We start from the raw sequence: 16,797 nt of genomic DNA on the forward strand, positions 1-16,797 counted from the left end.
CAGCCTGCCGCTATCTCTTTTATGAAAATTACGTGAATAACGCAGACTTTAAGAATCTGTTGATGCCCCTGCCACATACGTGTTTCGATTTCTAGCGGGATATGCCAGCACTTGATCAGTTGGGAAAAAGAGTTTTCCGATTTCGGAAAGACTGTCCATAACGTGAAGTCCTATAAACCGACCTTAGGTGGAATAAAATCTGACTGCTCAAAATCTGATGTCAGTTCTTCAACAATCTGACCTGCATCAGGGTCACCTTCCAGAACAGCGATATGAAAAAGTGCATCTCCCTGATAGACTAAAGGCAGCTGGAGACGACCAATAATGACACCTGAAACAGGAGCAGTAATTTTTTCCTCGGTCTCCCCATAGGGATCATGAACAATAGCAATGACATCACCTTTTACAACCTGTGCCCCAATTGCGGCGCGTCGTGAGAGGATACCGCTAATTGGCGATCGGACCCATTTAGACAAGCTTGAAGGAAATACTGCGTGGCTTCGTCTTGAGGCCTTTGCCGGTAGCATGCCGATGGAGCGCATAACAGAGACGATCCCGCGTAAACCTGTGCGGATTGACAGCTCATCGAACCGTAACGCCTCTCCCGCCTCATATAAAAGCATTGGAATACCCAACTCTGCGACTGCTTCCCTAAGCGATCCATCCCGTAGCTTGGAGTGCAGCATTACGGGTGCTCCAAATGCCTGCGCAAGCCGTTTCGTTTCTTTGTCTTTAAGTGATGCACGAACCTGCGGCAGGTTGAATCGATGGTTGGAACCGGTATGAAGATCTATTCCATGCGTACATTTTGAGGCAATTTCAGTCATGAAAAGATCTGCAATACGGGAGGCCAGCGAACCGGACACTGAACCGGGAAAAACCCGATTCAGATCACGCCTATCCGGCAGATATCTAGAGTGGTTGATAAAACCAAAACTATTAACCACAGGGATTGCTATAAGCGTCCCCTTGAGGCTGGCCAAAGTTTTTCGCTTAAGAAGCCTGCGAATTATCTCAACCCCGTTAATCTCGTCACCATGCAGAGCTGCAGATACAAATAGTCTCGGTCCCGGTCTTCTGCCATGAACCACATGGGCGGTCAGTGACATCTGTGTGTGTGTGTAGAGATGCGCGACCGGCAACTCTACAAGTTGCTGACTGCCTGGAACAATAACAGCATTACCGATACGAAACGATTCTTGTTTCACCCTTTGCTCCGTGTGCGGGTTCGTCCTACGCGAGCCTGCTTTTCAATGTATTCGATAATCCCGCCTGCAACATCTTTATTAGTAGACTTTTCGATACCTTCAAGGCCTGGTGATGAGTTTACTTCCATTACCACCGGACCATGATTTGACCGTAGAATATCTACACCTGCAATGCTAAGGCCCATAATTTTGGCGGAACGAACGGCTGTAGAACGCTCTTCAGGTGTCAGCTTTACAATGCTTGATTTGCCACCTCTATGGAGATTAGAGCGAAACTCACCTTCAGCCCCCTGCCGCTTCATTGCAGCTATTACCTTATCGCCAACAACCAGGCAACGCAAATCAGCACCTCCAGCTTCCTTTATGAACTCCTGAACAAGAATCTGCACTTTTAAGCCACGAAACGCTTCAATAATACTCTCAGCAGCATTCTGTGTCTCAGCAAGTACAACTCCAATTCCCTGAGTACCTTCAAGAAGTTTTACTACGAGCGGTGCACCGCCAACCTGATTGATCAGATCCTGAGTGTACATAGTTGAATGGGCAAAGCCTGTAACCGGCAGGCCAATACCTTTTCTGGCAAGAAGCTGCAAGCTGCGCAATTTATCGCGAGATCTACTGATAGCAACTGACTCATTGAGACTGTACACTCCCATCATTTCGAACTGTCGGACAACTGCAGTTCCATAAAATGTAACTGAAGCACCAATTCGTGGAATAATTGCATCATATCCGGTTAATTCTTCACCTTTATAATGAATAGTCGGTCTTTGGGATGCGATGGTCATATAGCAACGCAGTGTGTCGATTACACGGACTTCGTGTCCTCGTTCATGACCGGCTTCGACTAAGCGTTTGGTCGAATATAAGTCTTTATTTCTCGATAATATTCCAATTTTCATACTTTCCTCTTTTTATATATTCTTCCTAGTTCACGACCACCGCAGAAAGACGCTTCCGAATCTACAAGAAAACGACCCGCAAGAGCAGTTCTTCCCAACAACATGCGGAATTTCATATTGTCCCTGTTAGTAAGAGTAGCTTCTATTGGCCATCTGATATTTTTGAAAGACACCTCAACCTGAATGACATAACGCAATTCACTATGGCCACCTGAGTCTGTAACAACACGCTCATCCACTATGGGAGCTTCACAGATTATTTCAAATCTGCTGTTTCTTTGAAGCGGGTGAATCCCAAAGCGTACCATCTTTTCACCATCACGGTTAAACCGCTCTGTGAAAAATGCATGAATCGCTGAGGTGCGGGCACCTGTATCTATTTTAGCCTTAATTGCAGGGACGTTTAGAGTCGGCAACTCCAACCATTCGCGCCAACCAATTATTTCAAAACCACTTCTCATAATCAAACCTATCTACCATAGACATTTAAGGAGGTTGATTAAGTATCTCACAACCACTTCATTTAACAACACATTTCTGGACTCTCCTACAAGAGTTCGAGACATAACACAAACCATAAGCTATTGACTCATCAGAGTAAATCTCTAGTCTTTAAGGAAAAAGGGCTGAGTTTCTACCAGTTTTCTCAGGTAAGGGCAATTCGTTTTTTCAGCAAATATGATAAGTGGTTAATCAACCGTTATTTTAATGATTTTAAATACACATTCATTACTACTATATAATCAGGATAGTCCAAACAATCTCCCCCCCCCCCTCTATCATAAATACGCCTATATACCTCGACATTTTTATTGCTATACATACACTTACACTAACCCGTATTTCTCATTAGCATCAGCAGGTTTTCCGCAACTGCAACGGTATGAACCATTTGAGGTAGTGTACTACAGCGGCATGGCTTATTCTTAGACCTGCGAAAAAAATATAATAAAAAATCAGGTAATACGTCTGTCTAAAGATTTAACGCGAAATATTTTACGGCCAGAATTTTGAAAACCATTATATGCTGGCTCGCTTGCCACTGCTTTTTCTGATTTATATCATTTTTATGGCCCCGCTTCTAAAACAGTGATTACACTGTCTCATTTATATTGCTCCCAAAATCTTGAAAGGATTACGTATGACAAAACATAAGGAGACACTGCTGTTAGTTGATGACGAAGCACCGCATCGAACCATGTTGAAGGTTAATTTACAAAGTAACGGTTACCGGATACTTGAGGTTAGTGATGGGGATGAAGTTCTGCCTTTTCTTGCAAAAAATCGTGTAGATCTCATTCTCCTTGATCTAAAAATGAAACGGATGGATGGGATAACAACCCTCTCAGCCCTTCTACAAGCCGGTTATAGTTGCCCAGTGATCGTACTTACAGCATTTTCGTCAGTTGAAAGTGCTGTCGATGCAATGAAGAAAGGTGCTTTTGATTATATCACAAAACCGGTTGATATTGACGAATTACGATTAACTATCGCGCGGGCATTGAATTTCCAAAACCTCAAGGAAGAAAACGAATCACTCAAAACACGATTGAATGACCAGTTCCAATTCAGTAATATTATCGGCAAAAGCCCTGCAATGCAGGAAATGTTTTCAACTCTCGCAATGGTCGCTCCCACCGATGCCACAGTTCTTATCACCGGTGAATCCGGAACAGGTAAGGAATTAGTTGCCAATGCTATTCATCACAACAGTCCGCGCAATAACGGCCCGTTTATTAAGCTGAACTGCGCCGCCCTTCACGAAAATCTACTTGAAAGTGAACTATTCGGACATGAGGCAGGATCTTTCACCGGCGCTACCAGTCGTCGTAAAGGCCGCTTCGAATTAGCACATAAAGGCACACTATTTCTTGATGAGATCGGTGATATGAGCATCTCTACCCAGACAAAAATCCTGAGAATTCTTCAGGAGGGGGAATTTGAGCGGGTTGGGGGCACTACGACCAATACTGTAGATGTTCGTTTGCTGGCAGCAACACATAAAGATCTTGAAGCAATGATTTCCACAGGCGAATTCAGGCAGGATCTCTTTTTTCGTCTATCCGTGGTACCAATTCACATCCCTGCGTTGCGTGAACGAAGTATTGATATCCCTGAGCTGGCCAGTTTTTTCTTAAACCATTACGCAGCAAAAAATCGTAAGGATATTAAAGGAATTCATCCAGAAGCATTGAACCTGCTTATGCATCACACCTGGCCGGGGAATATCCGCGAACTTGAAAACACCCTGGAACGTGCTGTGATACTTTGTCTAGGCGAACAGATTACACCGCATGAATTACCACCACAGTTTTTCACAGGTGATATACAAACCAGACCAGCACTACCTGCCAACAGCGAGTTTACCCTCCGCGATATGGAGCGGGAGGTTATTCGGGCTACGCTTGAAAAAAACGGCAATAATAAAAGCCTTACATCTAAGAAACTAGGCATTGCCAGGCAGACTCTCCTGAACAAAATTAAAGAGTATAAGCTGGAATAAGGAGCAAGCACCGAACGATTTTTCAAAAAAAAAGCAGCCTACGTCTTTTAAAAGAGCTTGGGTTGCCAGGGGGCTGTCCAAGAATGACATTTTGGTCAAACATCCTATTCTCGGATCCCCCTCCTCGGTTAATGCCAGAATAATGTTTACAGTACCCTTCTGTACTTTTTATTCATTCCCTGAATGACCTACCTTTTTACTAATCCACTGATTCGCTTCTGTGTCTCGTCGGTTATTAATAATTCTTTAAAAACCTTAAGTTCTTCATTCACAAGATGTTCAACATCAGGCTGAGAAGCACGCATAAGTGCCTTTGTTGCAAGAAGAGAAGCTAATGGTTGCTGTAGAATTGGAGTGATATATTCTTCTGCAACTTCTACAGCCTTTCCCGGCTCTGCCACCCTATTTATCAGCCCCCAGGAATACGCTTCATCAGCGGAGAAAAAACGGCCGGTAAACAATACCTCTCTTGCCATCTTCTGACCTATTGCTCCAGGGAGAAAAACACTTGAACCACCCTCGGGGCAAACACCGAGGTTTGCAAATGGCAACCTGAACTTCGTTTTGCCAGAGGCTACAACGATGTCGCAATGCAGCAAAATTGTAGTGCCAATTCCGACTGCAACTCCTTCCACAGCCGCAATCAAAACTTTTTTAATGTTTGCAACACAGGCAAAAATCCCCTGAACACATTCCATCACCTGTTGCTGTTTGCCTCCAACCAAATCCGACAGGTCATTCCCCGCTGTGAAAATGCCCCCTTCTCCCTGTAAAACAATAACATTGCATTCAGGAGAAGCATCTGCACTTTGCAGAGCAGATATTAGTTCTTTGTAGGTTTGAATCCTGATCGCATTCAGTTTATCGGGTCTGTTTATTGAAATTCTGGCAACCTTATTTTCAATAGTCAGGCGGATGTCCTCATACTGTTCAACGTTCATTGTATTCCTCCGTAATGTATGAAATTGCAGGAAACATATAAAAGAATCTGTTTTTAAAAGAGAATATCTCTGAAAACATACTTCGAATATGACAAAACGCAAACTGTTAACGTCAACGTCAACACAATTAATGTTTCAGCTGGTGCGATTTGTTCTACAATTTTTATATTCTCTCCAACCTTCGTTCCTGATGCTGTGTTCTTTACCGATCGCTACTAATACGCATTTCATTCATATTCACTGCACATTGAGCACGTACAAAGGGATAGGCGCAATGAAATGAACCTCTCGTTCAACCAGAAGGCAAATCCTGTCCTGGGAACTTATCTATTAAGGAGCATGAAATGAATATTTGGAGAGGAATACCTATTACAATTATTATCATGAAATTTTCTGTATTTTCTATAGCCTGTGCCCATGCAAACCCAATTAATATGATGGAGAATCGAGTGGTCTCAGATAGCACTCAGCCTATCATTTCAAATCCGGCAGTTATCTATGTGAATCAGGCCAGCAAAGCAACATCACCCGATGGATCTTCGTGGGACACAGCCTATCAAACTCTAGCAGAAGCATTGCAAAGTAACGTATCCGGTAAAGAAGAAATATGGGTTGCACAAGGCACGTATTACCCGACAGAAGAATCAGATCGTAACGCGAGCTTTACCCTTCAATCTAATATTGATGTGTATGGTGGATTCAGCGGTCATGAACAGTTCAGGCGCCAACGTAACTGGATAAAAAACATCACAATTCTCTCGGGTGAAATCGGTGACACATCTGTTATGACCGATAATGTCTACCACGTTGTTGTCGGAGCAGATGATGCAATCCTTGACGGATTTGTAATACAGGATGGTTACGCGATTCTGGCAGAAGGTGAAACCGACAGTAGCGGCAGCCTTGTTGAAGTTCCCGCCGAGGCAGCTGCAATGGAGATCTTGCGAAGTGTAACCAATATCCGCTCATCCTCAGGAGGCGGACTGCTCAACGTTCATGCAGCCACTGCTACTAAAAATTGTATATTCCGAAACAATTACGCATCTAAAGGCGGTGCTGTCTACAATATGGTTACAACGTCATGGGACCCTGATGACATAGACAATACGGTGGTTGAGAATACTCCGACCTTTGAAAATTGCGCTTTTGACAATAATCACGCCACTGCGCGTGGAGGCGCAGTTACCAATGATTTTTTCACATCATCGACATTTGTAAACTGCGTCTTTTCAAACAATACATCCAAAGCCAAGGGCGGTGCTCTTTATGCTGATATGGGTAGCCCGGTAATGCTGATGAATGTGCTATTTCTTAAAAACGAAGCAGAACGTGGAGGTGCACTCGTCGCAGATGGCGTTTCTCCACATCGGATTGTGTATACAACCTTTATAGAAAACAGAGCATACGATATTGGTGCCGCGCTCTACCAGGGCACATATATGGGTGAACAAAATGATGGCCTGCCATATATAGGTAATGAAGTCCATCTCTATAGATCTGTTCTTATCGGCAACGAGAGTGAATCCTCAAACACCTCTATCAGCAACTGGCATGATGGCCTCGCCCTGTATGATGATGAGTCAGTAATTGAAACAGTTGACGGAAGCCTTATTGCAAATGCCTATATCAACCCGGAATCATATGTCTCGAAAACTGACGTTGGCTGGCACCCGGGAAGGCGAGTTAATATTGAATACTGGACCGAATTTTTCGAACAGGACGTTAACCGCACATATACAGCATTTAATTACGACACCAGGAGCCTGGATGGTATAGCCGAAGTAATTTATGTAGATCACGATGCCGCAGGTCTGGCCGATGGTACTTCCTGGTCAAATGCATTCACCACTCTCAATGAAGCGCTCAATATCGCTACTTCAGGTTCGGAGATTTGGGTCGCAGCAGGGATATACACACCGACCAGAGGCTCAGATCGGGCCGCAACCTTTGTCATGAAGGAAGGCGTTACGATTTTAGGTGGCTTTGTCGGACTAGAAACACACATTGAGGATCGTGATTACGATCGTAATCCAACAATTCTCTCCGGTGATATAGGTGTACACGATGACAATTCAGACAACTCGTACCACGTACTATTTGGTGCCACAGGCGGCGTACTTGATGGCTTTATCATTCAGGACGGTAACGCAAACGGCGATTTTCACCATAGCCGTGGCGGCGGACTACTCTGCTATAATTCAGCCTCACCTGATATAATTAACAGCACATTTACAACCAACAGTGCTATTGAAGGCGGAGCAATCGCAGCCTACTCACATTCTGCCCCCACACTTATTAACTGCAATATTACCGAAAACTCAGCAGAAAAAGGCGGGGGAATGCTCTTTCGAACCGGCCCTGACAACGAAGAAGATGGAGTAAAAGTCCTGGATACCAATATATTTGACAACACAGCCACAGATCGTGGCGGTGCAATGTATATCGATTATGGCGCATGGCCTGGTTTTGCAGACTGCACAATTGTCGGAAACACAAGCACTGGCAATGGTGGAGCTGTCTATGTAGATAACAACTCGTCTCAACTCTCTTCAATTGAAGCACGATTTACTTCATGTGCTCTTTCGAACAACTCTTCAAATCAGCGTGGTGGTGCATTTTCAATTTACGAAGGGAATGTTTTCCTGAACAACTCAACAGTTACTGAAAATTGTGCAGAGCTTGGAGGTGGCGGTATTGCCCTTAACTATATGGGACGATTTGTTAACGTGGACGACTTGACCACCATCACAAACAACACCAGCACATCCGGTGCGACTGATATTGATGACGAAAGTATACCAGAAAGATAACAAAAAGGACTGAGGTTATAGGGTTCAGGACTGAGGAAATTGCATTGAGAATACAATAAACTCCTAAAAATACTTACTCCTTTGCCTCCCTCACATTTCGATGCTGAGATTTAGGGGGGGATCATATAAATATTTTTTGTAACTACTTACAAGGGAAACGACTTGGTTTTATAAATCTTATTATTTGTAGCCACTTACAGGGTGACGAAGATTTTCCCAAGCAGATTGGTGAAGCCTATGTCATACGTAAGCCAGGCTGATCGCGGAAATATTTGGTGCCCTGTGAGCAGTTACTATTTTTTTATCCTGCTCTCCCCTACTTCCATAATTCCTCCCTATTTGCTGCTAAATTCATCGCTATAACTCAAAGCATCAAAGCAAAACATCGCATTTGATCTCGAAATGAAAAATCGTATCAAAAAAATAAACACAATCTGTACAGTTATACGAAAAATGATCCGGCATGTCAGGGCCCTCGGTACCGCCTTTCTTCTCCCCCTCTCTCTCTCAGGTACCGAGGGTCCTCGATACGGAAATAAACCAGCTCAAAAACTGAGTCAGTATGTATAAGGAATGCACCAATGAATAAACACACTTTAGCCAAACTCGTCTGGCCACTTTTTTTACTTGCTTCAATTCAATTAGCAGGCTGTGCCACGAATAGCAATCAGGACAACTCGCGTGATCAACAGGGGCCACCCTCTATGGGCGGCCGAGGCGGTATGCATCAGGGTCCTCCTTCGGGAAATCGTGATAATCAAAATGACAAGCAGGAAGATCGCGAACCTCCGGAAGAGGCATTTACAGCATGTGAAGGCAAACAGGTTGGAGACAACGTTGAATTTACCACTTCTAATGGTCAACTGCTTCAGGCAACCTGTCAGGATTACAACGATCATCTGGTCGCTATGCCGGTAAATAAAGATAGCAACAGAATCCACCGTTAACAAAAAGGTCAGACACAATGACAACACAAAGGAATACAAAGAAACGTGTATTTAACATACGCCATCCACTGATTATCACTACTTCAACACTTATGCTTGCTCTGACTACCGTTACCCCTACGACTGTTATGGCACGCCCTCCCGGTTTTCAGATGAGGCAGCTGCCTCTAGGTCACCATATAGTGCATGTAGGATCACTGGTTTTCTATTTCCTTGATGGTGTATTTTTCAGGAGAGCTCCTCATGGTTTTGTTGTTGCACCAGCCCCAATTGGCGCGGTTGTACTGACTATTCCACCAGAGTCGCTCCGTGTAACGGCAGACAAGACGGTCTTCTTTACCTATGACGGGGTGTATTATCAAAAAGTCCCTGAGGGATATATGGTAGTCGAACGCCCCTCAAAGCCGCATGCTCCCCTCATCGCAAAGGGTACTCAAATTCGTGTTGCTGTTGATATTCTTAACGTTCGCTCAGGGCCTGGCCTTGAACATTCTGTAGTCAGACATGTTAAGCACGGAGAAATACTCACCATTGAAGCATCGCAGATAGATTGGGCTTTTGTAAAACTGCCCGACTCATCATTTGGCTGGATTAAATTGAAATATGCTATTCCAGTAGAACCCGCTGCAATGGGTTAAAACAAACCTGCCAAATTTCCCGGTATCTTCCTTGATTTCACCATCTCAGGTGCCGGGGAGTTTGGTTAGGTTGTACGTAATACATGTCGATTTGACGGCAAACCTTACATTACACAATGTTCACAATGATATGTAATCACATCATATTGCATATTCGATTAGGCTGCACTGTCCGTAACCTGAAAATGAGGTGCTATATGATAGATTGTGTGTTGCGGGCATCAGCGCTGATGATCGCAATCTGGATAGTCTAACTGCCTGTTATTTTTTATAGTAATAACAAACAACATAACTCTAACTAAGCAACTCACTGATAACTCAAAACAGGATACATCCTATACGACAGACATCTGTCATAAATACTGGCTGGCATGAATAATCGCAGCAATCTGAGTTCCATATTTTCTCCTTATTTGCTGCTCATTTCTGACAGATCAATTAACGCATTGATGTATCTGAAAAATACAGATATCCAATGTGCAATCCAAGGATTACAGAAAGGACACTCGTCCTCAGAGGAGACAGATTCAGTTGGTGCCAGGCGATTGAAAGTAACTGAAGTTCTGACGAAGCTGAATACCACCCAAAGAAGTACTTCCTCTTGTTACTGTAATTCTCATCTCTCCTCTTTCCCCCGACCTCCCTTCCCCTCCTCTCCTGACAAAGGAAATGGTAGGATAATGACTTTTCCAGCATCCTGCCATTTCCTCATTTCCTTCATAATTCCTGCATGTTTTGCCACTAACAACCTCACATAAGCATAGAAAACAGATCCCGGGCCTTTACCAAACCGAGGAGGCTATCCGAAAATGCACTTTTACCCCACTTCTTCGTTATTTAGAAAAAATAATGCTCGAAATATCAAATATATGACTGCGCTTATTTTTTAGAAATGCCTCGATTTGTGAGAAAATCGCTATTGTCGGACAGCCTCCCAGGGGGGGCTTTTGTAGTTCAACACCTTTACTTGTGAGTTTTTATGATGTCCTTCAAGACCATCCTTACAACCAGTAGTCTTATATTCGTAGTTGCATATTGTACCGCCTGTAAACAGGTGCCTAGCAATGTGACAGATGCAGCTGCTCCCGAACAGATACAATCAGCAGTTCAGAAACCGCTGATCGAGGAAACAGTGGAAACTCAATTGCCCCTTACTCTGCCGGTACGATACCAGGTTCCTGAGTATACGATCGGTGCTGAAACTCTTGATACGTTATTTGAAGAAGAGACACCATTACTTAGGGTTGGAGCATCTATTCGTTCAACCCGTGGGCCCCAACCGCTCTGGGATATTTTGAAAAGATTGGCTTCTCTTAAAAAGATGAACGTTTCATGGGCAAGTGATGTTGATCAGAATGTGCTTGTGGATGTTGATATCAGCGCTAACGATGATTTTTATGATTCGATCGATAACCTTTTGCGTCAGGTTGATTACTTCCATCAGATGAAGGGCAATACCATTGTAGTTAAGTACAAAGAGACCAGACGTTTTCATATTGCCATGCCCTTTACCACACAGACCTACAAAACAGGAGCTGGTGGCAATGTGCTTGGCAGTGATGATACATCTAACAATATCGACGGAACAATTGAGTTAAAGAGTTCTGGTAACGAGTTTGATATCTGGAAAAATATTCAGGCAAATATGGATGCTATCCTTGGTACCTGGAATACATCCACCTCTGAATCAGAAGAGATCACGACAGCGCAGAAAGAAAATAGCAGCGATAAAGAACAGGATACTGCTGAGACTCAAGTAGCAACCCGTCAGCTCTCTAGTGGAGGGAGCATGTATATCATTGATAAACCGATCGGAATGGTTACAGTCACGGCGCCCCGCCCATTGCTTGAAAGATTGGAAACCTACTTTGATGCCTTACGCAACGAACTCTATAAACAAATTATTATCGAAGCAAAAATTATCGAAATTCAACTCAATGATTCTTCAAGTATAGGCATAAACTGGAGCAGTGTGCTTAAAAACTTTTCGGTAAGCGGCACTGTCGAATTTGCTGGAGATACCGGACAGATATATCCGTTTCAGGATCGGTTTGTATCAAAGGTAACACTTGACACTCAGGATTTCAGCCTGTTCCTTAATGCTCTTCAGGAACAAGGCGATACCAAGGTATTATCTAATCCAAAAATAAGTGTTATGAACGGCCAGCCCGCCCTCATTACTGTTGGCCAGAATGTGACCTACGTCGACTCCATTGAATCTGAAGTCGACTCTGACACTGGCACCACGAGTTACACCGTTGAAACAGAACGCATACTTTCAGGAGTTGGTATGGCGCTCACTGCTACGGTTCTAGGCAAAGATCATATCATTATGAATCTTGTGCCGGTAACATCCGAACTAGAAACACCTATCGAATATCTCACTGTTGGATCAGATGGCGGCCAGGTCGGCCTTCCTGTAGTTAATGTGCGGGAGATGAGTACCACTGTGCGCATGAAAAGCGGTGAGGTTCTCGTCATTGGTGGCCTTATCAGTAACACTGACGATACAACCGGTGAGTTTGCTCCTGTTTTAGGTGATATTCCCCTGGTGAAATACCTCTTCGGTTACGAAGAGAAGGTTTCAAGTAAACGCGAGTTGATCATACTTTTAAAAGCACGAATTACAAACTGGTCGCCCGAACACTGATGTGATTATCCATGAATAGTAGCCCCCCACCGCTCATCGCCTATCGCAAAATTGCAGCTGTTTGATATATACAAGCACTGCAATTTTGTATTTTCGATTGCTTTCAACCTTCAAAAATCGAGGTATCACCTTGGCTCAGGTCAACCAGGAGGCTTTCCGATATTAGCTATTTCTTCTCAAATCGAGGAATTTTGATAATGACAAGCGGAGTCATATGTCTGATATTTCCAGCATTATTATTATCGAAATGACGAAGAGTTGGGGTGGATAAGCGCAGACTTCGAGAGGGCATTGTCGAACAGCCTCCTAAGCATTGCTCCAAACCTGATTTGTCTGATATGTCCCATTAACAACATCTTTATAGATTCGTGAACAGCCAGCCCTCCGCAGAAACTCTTCTTGAGCATCCGGATTTTATCTTTGGTACTCACGCGAGCATATCTGAATCATGTTCCCATAAAATGAGACATCATTTTAACAGCATGTCACTTATACCTGCAAGGGACCTTAACAGGAAGAAAGTAATAGATTGGAATATTGAATAACGACAGACATTGGAGTTGGCAATATTAACGTTGGCATAAATGGCGAGTTTCAGCGAGTCCGAGCGGAACGAAATAGAGTGGTTTTAAAAGTCTTGTTTAGCAAGTTTGAGGAAACCCTTACGGGGGTACTCCACGAACTGAAGATCTCTACTCTGAGAGTTATCACGCTAAATTCTTCTAGTCCTCGTGAAGGTTACACTTGGCAATCTGCTGCCCTGTGTTTGCCCAGAGGAGGACTACTAAACTGGTGACTATTCGCTCGCTCTCACCATCAGCACAGGCGTAGTACCCCCTCGCATTACTTTGTCAGCAATACTGCCAAAAGCAAAACGGCTAATTCCGCCTCTTCCATGCGTTGACATAGCAACCAGGTCGGCATTTACTTCTTCTTCGGTCTTGATAATCTCATCAGCCGGATTTGTACTAACTGAAACTTTACATATGACGGTAAGCTTTTCATTTCGCAGACCGTCACTCACTTTGTTGAGATAGTCTGTTGCCCCATCCTTCATTTTGGTTAGTTCGTCCTCAGTATAGGGAATCGAGACCACCTCTCCCCCTCCTTGTAAATTGAGATCGTGTATGACTTCTGTAATGACATGAAGCAGGGTGATTGTAACCTTTTCCCCTGGGGCCATTCTGGAAATCAGCCCCTCAACGTAGGAAAGAGCGCTTTCGCCTAATTTAGAGCCATCCAATGGTATAAGTATTCTCTCAGACATATCTCACCTCTTTTATAATGGGATAATGTGGGGTGGGCAATCTGAAGCGTGACAGGGTAGAATCAGGTCTATGAGTTATGAGCCACAGCCCACCCACCATGAAAATGCTTAAAAAATGCTTCGTTCTACACATACCCAGGTCAACGCGGGACCGATTATTCCCAGTAGAGTATGGGTGGATGATAGTAATGATCCTTCTCGTCCGGTAATATTTCAGCCAGCTGGCAATGTGAATAGTGTAACAAACTCGATGGTAATTTAGGAGTATGCTAAGCTAAATTGTAGCATTCGGATAACGCGTAATGCAAGGCAACAACACCAGAACGCACAATCGTGTACGGCCTGTGACACAATGGTTAAGGTGTGATGGCAAGAAAATGACCGAGAGCTGGTGGCTAAGGTTCAGAGCGGCCTGAATAGGCAGCTACGAATATAGTTCAAGTGGTACGAGAAAATTAGGGTTATAAAAAGTAATCCAACCTGCTGGCCGCCTCCCTGACTGGTGATTACGTATCATCTTCTTTGAACAGAAGTAAAAGTACCTACCTACACCGAGAGATTATTTTAATAACACCATTTCAACGCCGACCAGAATCAGTATGATGCCGAATAGTTTTGTCAATAATGCTTCAGGAACCTGCATAACGGTATGGGCTCCCAGATATGCGCCAATTGTTAGACCAACGGAGGCGAATACTGCAAAAGGTATATTGACATGACCGGCTAAGTAGTATTTCCACACGGCAAAGAAAAACACTGGCGGCAGCATTATCGCCAATGTTGTCCCCTGAGCCTGATGCTGCGTCATGCCAAAGAAATAGAGCAGAGCTGGAACGAGAATAATGCCTCCTCCTATACCCAAAAATCCGCTAAACACCCCTGCAATCAAGCCAACTGCAAAATGAAGAATGTGCATATCCCCGTCCTCTTTTTCAATGAAATATCGCTGACAAATAAACCGGTCCTGGTGTAGGCAACATAATCATTTTGATCAGCGATCGTCCGAATATCAACACTGTTTACCAAATCATGAAGCTCCATCGACCTGACAGACCATAAGATGAAAGGAATCGCTAAGGAAAGCAGCCTGCATGGTCTGCAAGAGACAATAAATGCGGAAATTTTTCGTAGCCAAGTCCTGGGCTACGGTAGAGCAAGAAGAGGGAAGGCGTCATGATCAGTATAGATATCCATCAGATGTTGCGCGTCATTCTGCTGGAAACTCGAATGACCCTGAAGGCCACTGACCGGTCCGCAACTCAGTTGGCAGCTGCAAGACCATGGCTGCCATGTGTTATGGCTCCCAGATCCTGGTGTCGACAGGAGTACCTGACGATAGAAGAGCCACGTGTTACCGGAAACTGCAAGGGGTAAGGGGCGAATACATGGCCCACAGGGTTGTCGTTGACGGCAACCTTGAAGACACAGAAATAACCTCAGATGCTCCTTTTTACACCTGAGGTTAAGGTGTTCATGGATAGTATCGAATCTTGGATTTTTGATTTTTTGTTAGGATTTGGTGCCAGCAGGAATCTAGAGCAACAGTAAACATGGAAAGATCGCCGTGATGACTTAGACTTTTAGGTAATCCTTTGGAAATCTCTTTTTGGTAGTTACTCCAATTCTAACCATTTCCATTCAGAGATAACGATCTACCTTGTCAGGAATAAGGTGAATTTGCCTAATTTTTAAATATTTAACATTGCCCCAATACTAACCGCCTCCCTTAAAAATCCAACCAAGCATCAGGAGCCCGACTGCGGCGATCCAGCTGCCTGAGACCCGTACCGCCATTAGTGCCCAAGCAGCCCTAAGGGAGACGACGACGGCAGATGTTATGGAGATTAGGATAAAGAGCGTTGTCATGATACCCAGGAGGCCCGGTATACCCGGTCCGTTTACCATTGCCATACCATTATACAAGCCATGGGTGAGGCCGACAACTATAACCAGTATGGTAATAAGGGAACTGGGCAGGCTCAGGTCGGCAGCTATAAGTGCGCCCAATAGAAGAAACGAGATGAACGGCAGTTGCAGGGTCTGGTCGACTGATATTGTTATTCCGGCAAGTCCTCCTGTCAGCCAGGCTAACGGGAAGAAGAATAGCACCATTCTCCCCTGATCCTTGCCGCGCAACCCTGCATAGAGCGCTATGGCAATTGCCGGTATCAGGTCCTCCGGGGTCAGCAGCAGATGCCCGATGCCGTCGTAGACCGGCCCCATGCCGGTCGTCACCAGGTGAGCAGTGGCGTCACAAGGAACGAGCAACAGGGCAAACGGCGCTGCAAAGATAGATAATATTGTTTTTGCATCACTTGACCTCTTCATGAAACTGCCTGCCACAGAAAAAAAACTCCCATCGCCGCTATAAACGCACCGGAACCTCGCAAGGCAAGTTTTCCGACGGGCCAGCGATGGATCAGGCCGATGACAATACCGATACCATGCAGGCAGCCGGTGGCAATCACAAACCCCATACTGTAGAGTATACCGCTCTGCCCAGCCGGCAATTCAGTACCATGGGCATGACCGTGAAAAACGGCAAAGCAGCCGACAAGGAAGGCTGCCAAATACAGTTTTGCTCTTACCTCGCCGAAGATCATTATCCCAAGCACGATTGCGGAAACGGCAATACCGATCTCAATCCCTGGAAGCGGAATGCCTAAGAGTCCCATCATCGCGCCAAGGGACATCACCAGGGGAAAGGTAATCGGCAGGATCCAGATGGCGGGATTGCCAAGCTGCGCACCCCAGAGACCAACGGCGATCATTGCCAGGACATGGTCTAGACCGGACCAGGGGTGTTCGAGACCGGTTACGAAACTAACCGCCTGACCCTGCTGAACATGGGCATGTACAGAGTTTGGAAAAGTAACATATACGACTAGCGCAAAGAGCCATATAAAACAATGGACAGATCTTAGATGCATA

General features: G+C 44.6%; 15 protein-coding genes. 7 read left to right on the forward strand and 8 right to left on the reverse strand.

Going from position 1 to position 16,797, the window contains the following annotated elements; translation table 11 throughout:
• Positions 1 to 170: 170 nt before the first annotated feature.
• Genes FCL46_RS11270 through FCL46_RS11280 form a run of 3 tightly spaced genes read right to left on the reverse strand, consistent with a single transcriptional unit; the run spans position 171 to position 2,571 of the window.
• Positions 171 to 1,208, reverse strand: coding sequence for a succinylglutamate desuccinylase/aspartoacylase family protein (locus tag FCL46_RS11270; RefSeq protein WP_217909612.1), 1,038 nt, complete (start codon positions 1,206 to 1,208; stop codon positions 171 to 173).
• Positions 1,205 to 2,110 carry a 30S ribosomal protein S6--L-glutamate ligase gene (gene rimK, locus FCL46_RS11275; RefSeq protein ID WP_136808230.1) on the reverse strand — a complete coding sequence of 302 codons (906 nt, stop codon included), beginning with the start codon at positions 2,108 to 2,110 and terminating at the stop codon, positions 1,205 to 1,207. Before rimK ends, FCL46_RS11270 begins: the two co-directional genes overlap by 4 nt.
• Positions 2,107 to 2,571 (reverse strand): ATP-dependent zinc protease family protein, encoded by a 465-nt coding sequence (locus FCL46_RS11280; RefSeq protein ID WP_136808231.1) that lies wholly within the window; start codon positions 2,569 to 2,571, stop codon positions 2,107 to 2,109. Before FCL46_RS11280 ends, rimK begins: the two co-directional genes overlap by 4 nt.
• Positions 2,572 to 3,251: 680 nt before the next feature.
• Here FCL46_RS11280 and FCL46_RS11285 point away from each other — a divergent pair.
• Positions 3,252 to 4,613, forward strand: coding sequence for a sigma-54-dependent transcriptional regulator (locus FCL46_RS11285; protein ID WP_136808232.1), 1,362 nt, complete (start codon positions 3,252 to 3,254; stop codon positions 4,611 to 4,613).
• A gap of 188 nt (positions 4,614 to 4,801) precedes the next feature.
• Here FCL46_RS11285 and FCL46_RS11290 read toward each other — a convergent pair whose 3' ends face one another.
• Positions 4,802 to 5,554 carry an enoyl-CoA hydratase/isomerase family protein gene (locus FCL46_RS11290; protein WP_136808233.1) on the reverse strand — a complete coding sequence of 251 codons (753 nt, stop codon included), beginning with the start codon at positions 5,552 to 5,554 and terminating at the stop codon, positions 4,802 to 4,804.
• A 344-nt stretch (positions 5,555 to 5,898) separates the two neighbouring features.
• On the opposite strand from FCL46_RS11290, the gene FCL46_RS11295 reads away from it, so the two are divergent.
• The 4 genes from FCL46_RS11295 to mshL all read left to right on the forward strand — a co-directional run bounded on the left by FCL46_RS11295 (position 5,899) and on the right by mshL (position 12,599).
• On the forward strand, positions 5,899 to 8,364 hold the full coding sequence (locus FCL46_RS11295; protein WP_136808234.1) for a right-handed parallel beta-helix repeat-containing protein: 2,466 nt from the start codon (positions 5,899 to 5,901) through the stop codon (positions 8,362 to 8,364).
• 581 nt (positions 8,365 to 8,945) lie between these two features.
• The gene (locus tag FCL46_RS11300) at positions 8,946 to 9,311 is read left to right on the forward strand and encodes a hypothetical protein (protein WP_136808235.1); all 366 of its coding nucleotides are present in this window, start codon (positions 8,946 to 8,948) and stop codon (positions 9,309 to 9,311) included.
• A gap of 17 nt (positions 9,312 to 9,328) precedes the next feature.
• Positions 9,329 to 9,949 carry a DUF6515 family protein gene (locus tag FCL46_RS11305; protein WP_136808236.1) on the forward strand — a complete coding sequence of 207 codons (621 nt, stop codon included), beginning with the start codon at positions 9,329 to 9,331 and terminating at the stop codon, positions 9,947 to 9,949.
• Positions 9,950 to 10,928: 979 nt separating this feature from the next.
• Positions 10,929 to 12,599, forward strand: coding sequence for a pilus (MSHA type) biogenesis protein MshL (gene mshL, locus FCL46_RS11310; RefSeq protein ID WP_136808237.1), 1,671 nt, complete (start codon positions 10,929 to 10,931; stop codon positions 12,597 to 12,599).
• A 796-nt stretch (positions 12,600 to 13,395) separates the two neighbouring features.
• Here the strand turns inward: mshL and FCL46_RS11315 are convergent.
• Both FCL46_RS11315 and FCL46_RS11320 read right to left on the reverse strand, forming a co-directional pair.
• On the reverse strand, positions 13,396 to 13,866 hold the full coding sequence (locus FCL46_RS11315) for a universal stress protein (protein ID WP_136808238.1): 471 nt from the start codon (positions 13,864 to 13,866) through the stop codon (positions 13,396 to 13,398).
• A 559-nt stretch (positions 13,867 to 14,425) separates the two neighbouring features.
• Complete coding sequence (locus FCL46_RS11320; RefSeq protein WP_136808239.1) at positions 14,426 to 14,782, reverse strand: sulfite exporter TauE/SafE family protein; 357 nt, start codon at positions 14,780 to 14,782, stop codon at positions 14,426 to 14,428.
• Between the two features lie 257 nt (positions 14,783 to 15,039).
• Here FCL46_RS11320 and FCL46_RS28220 point away from each other — a divergent pair, with 257 nt between their 5' ends.
• On the forward strand, positions 15,040 to 15,240 hold the full coding sequence (locus FCL46_RS28220) for a hypothetical protein (RefSeq protein ID WP_228723379.1): 201 nt from the start codon (positions 15,040 to 15,042) through the stop codon (positions 15,238 to 15,240).
• Positions 15,177 to 15,326: a hypothetical protein gene (locus tag FCL46_RS28840; protein ID WP_420811272.1), complete on the forward strand. Its 150-nt coding sequence runs from the start codon at positions 15,177 to 15,179 to the stop codon at positions 15,324 to 15,326. The genes FCL46_RS28220 and FCL46_RS28840 overlap by 64 nt, the downstream gene beginning before the upstream one ends.
• Positions 15,327 to 15,579: 253 nt before the next feature.
• Here the strand turns inward: FCL46_RS28840 and FCL46_RS11330 are convergent, their stop codons facing one another.
• Together FCL46_RS11330 and FCL46_RS11335 are read right to left on the reverse strand one after the other, a co-directional pair.
• Positions 15,580 to 16,194 carry a HupE/UreJ family protein gene (locus FCL46_RS11330; RefSeq protein ID WP_136808241.1) on the reverse strand — a complete coding sequence of 205 codons (615 nt, stop codon included), beginning with the start codon at positions 16,192 to 16,194 and terminating at the stop codon, positions 15,580 to 15,582.
• Positions 16,191 to 16,796: a HupE/UreJ family protein gene (locus FCL46_RS11335; RefSeq protein ID WP_136808508.1), complete on the reverse strand. Its 606-nt coding sequence runs from the start codon at positions 16,794 to 16,796 to the stop codon at positions 16,191 to 16,193. Before FCL46_RS11335 ends, FCL46_RS11330 begins: the two co-directional genes overlap by 4 nt.
• Position 16,797: the final 1 nt, after the last annotated feature.

Origin of the sequence: Desulfosediminicola flagellatus, assembly GCF_005116655.2 — a bacterium.
GTDB lineage: Bacteria > Desulfobacterota > Desulfobulbia > Desulfobulbales > Desulfocapsaceae > Desulfopila > Desulfopila flagellata.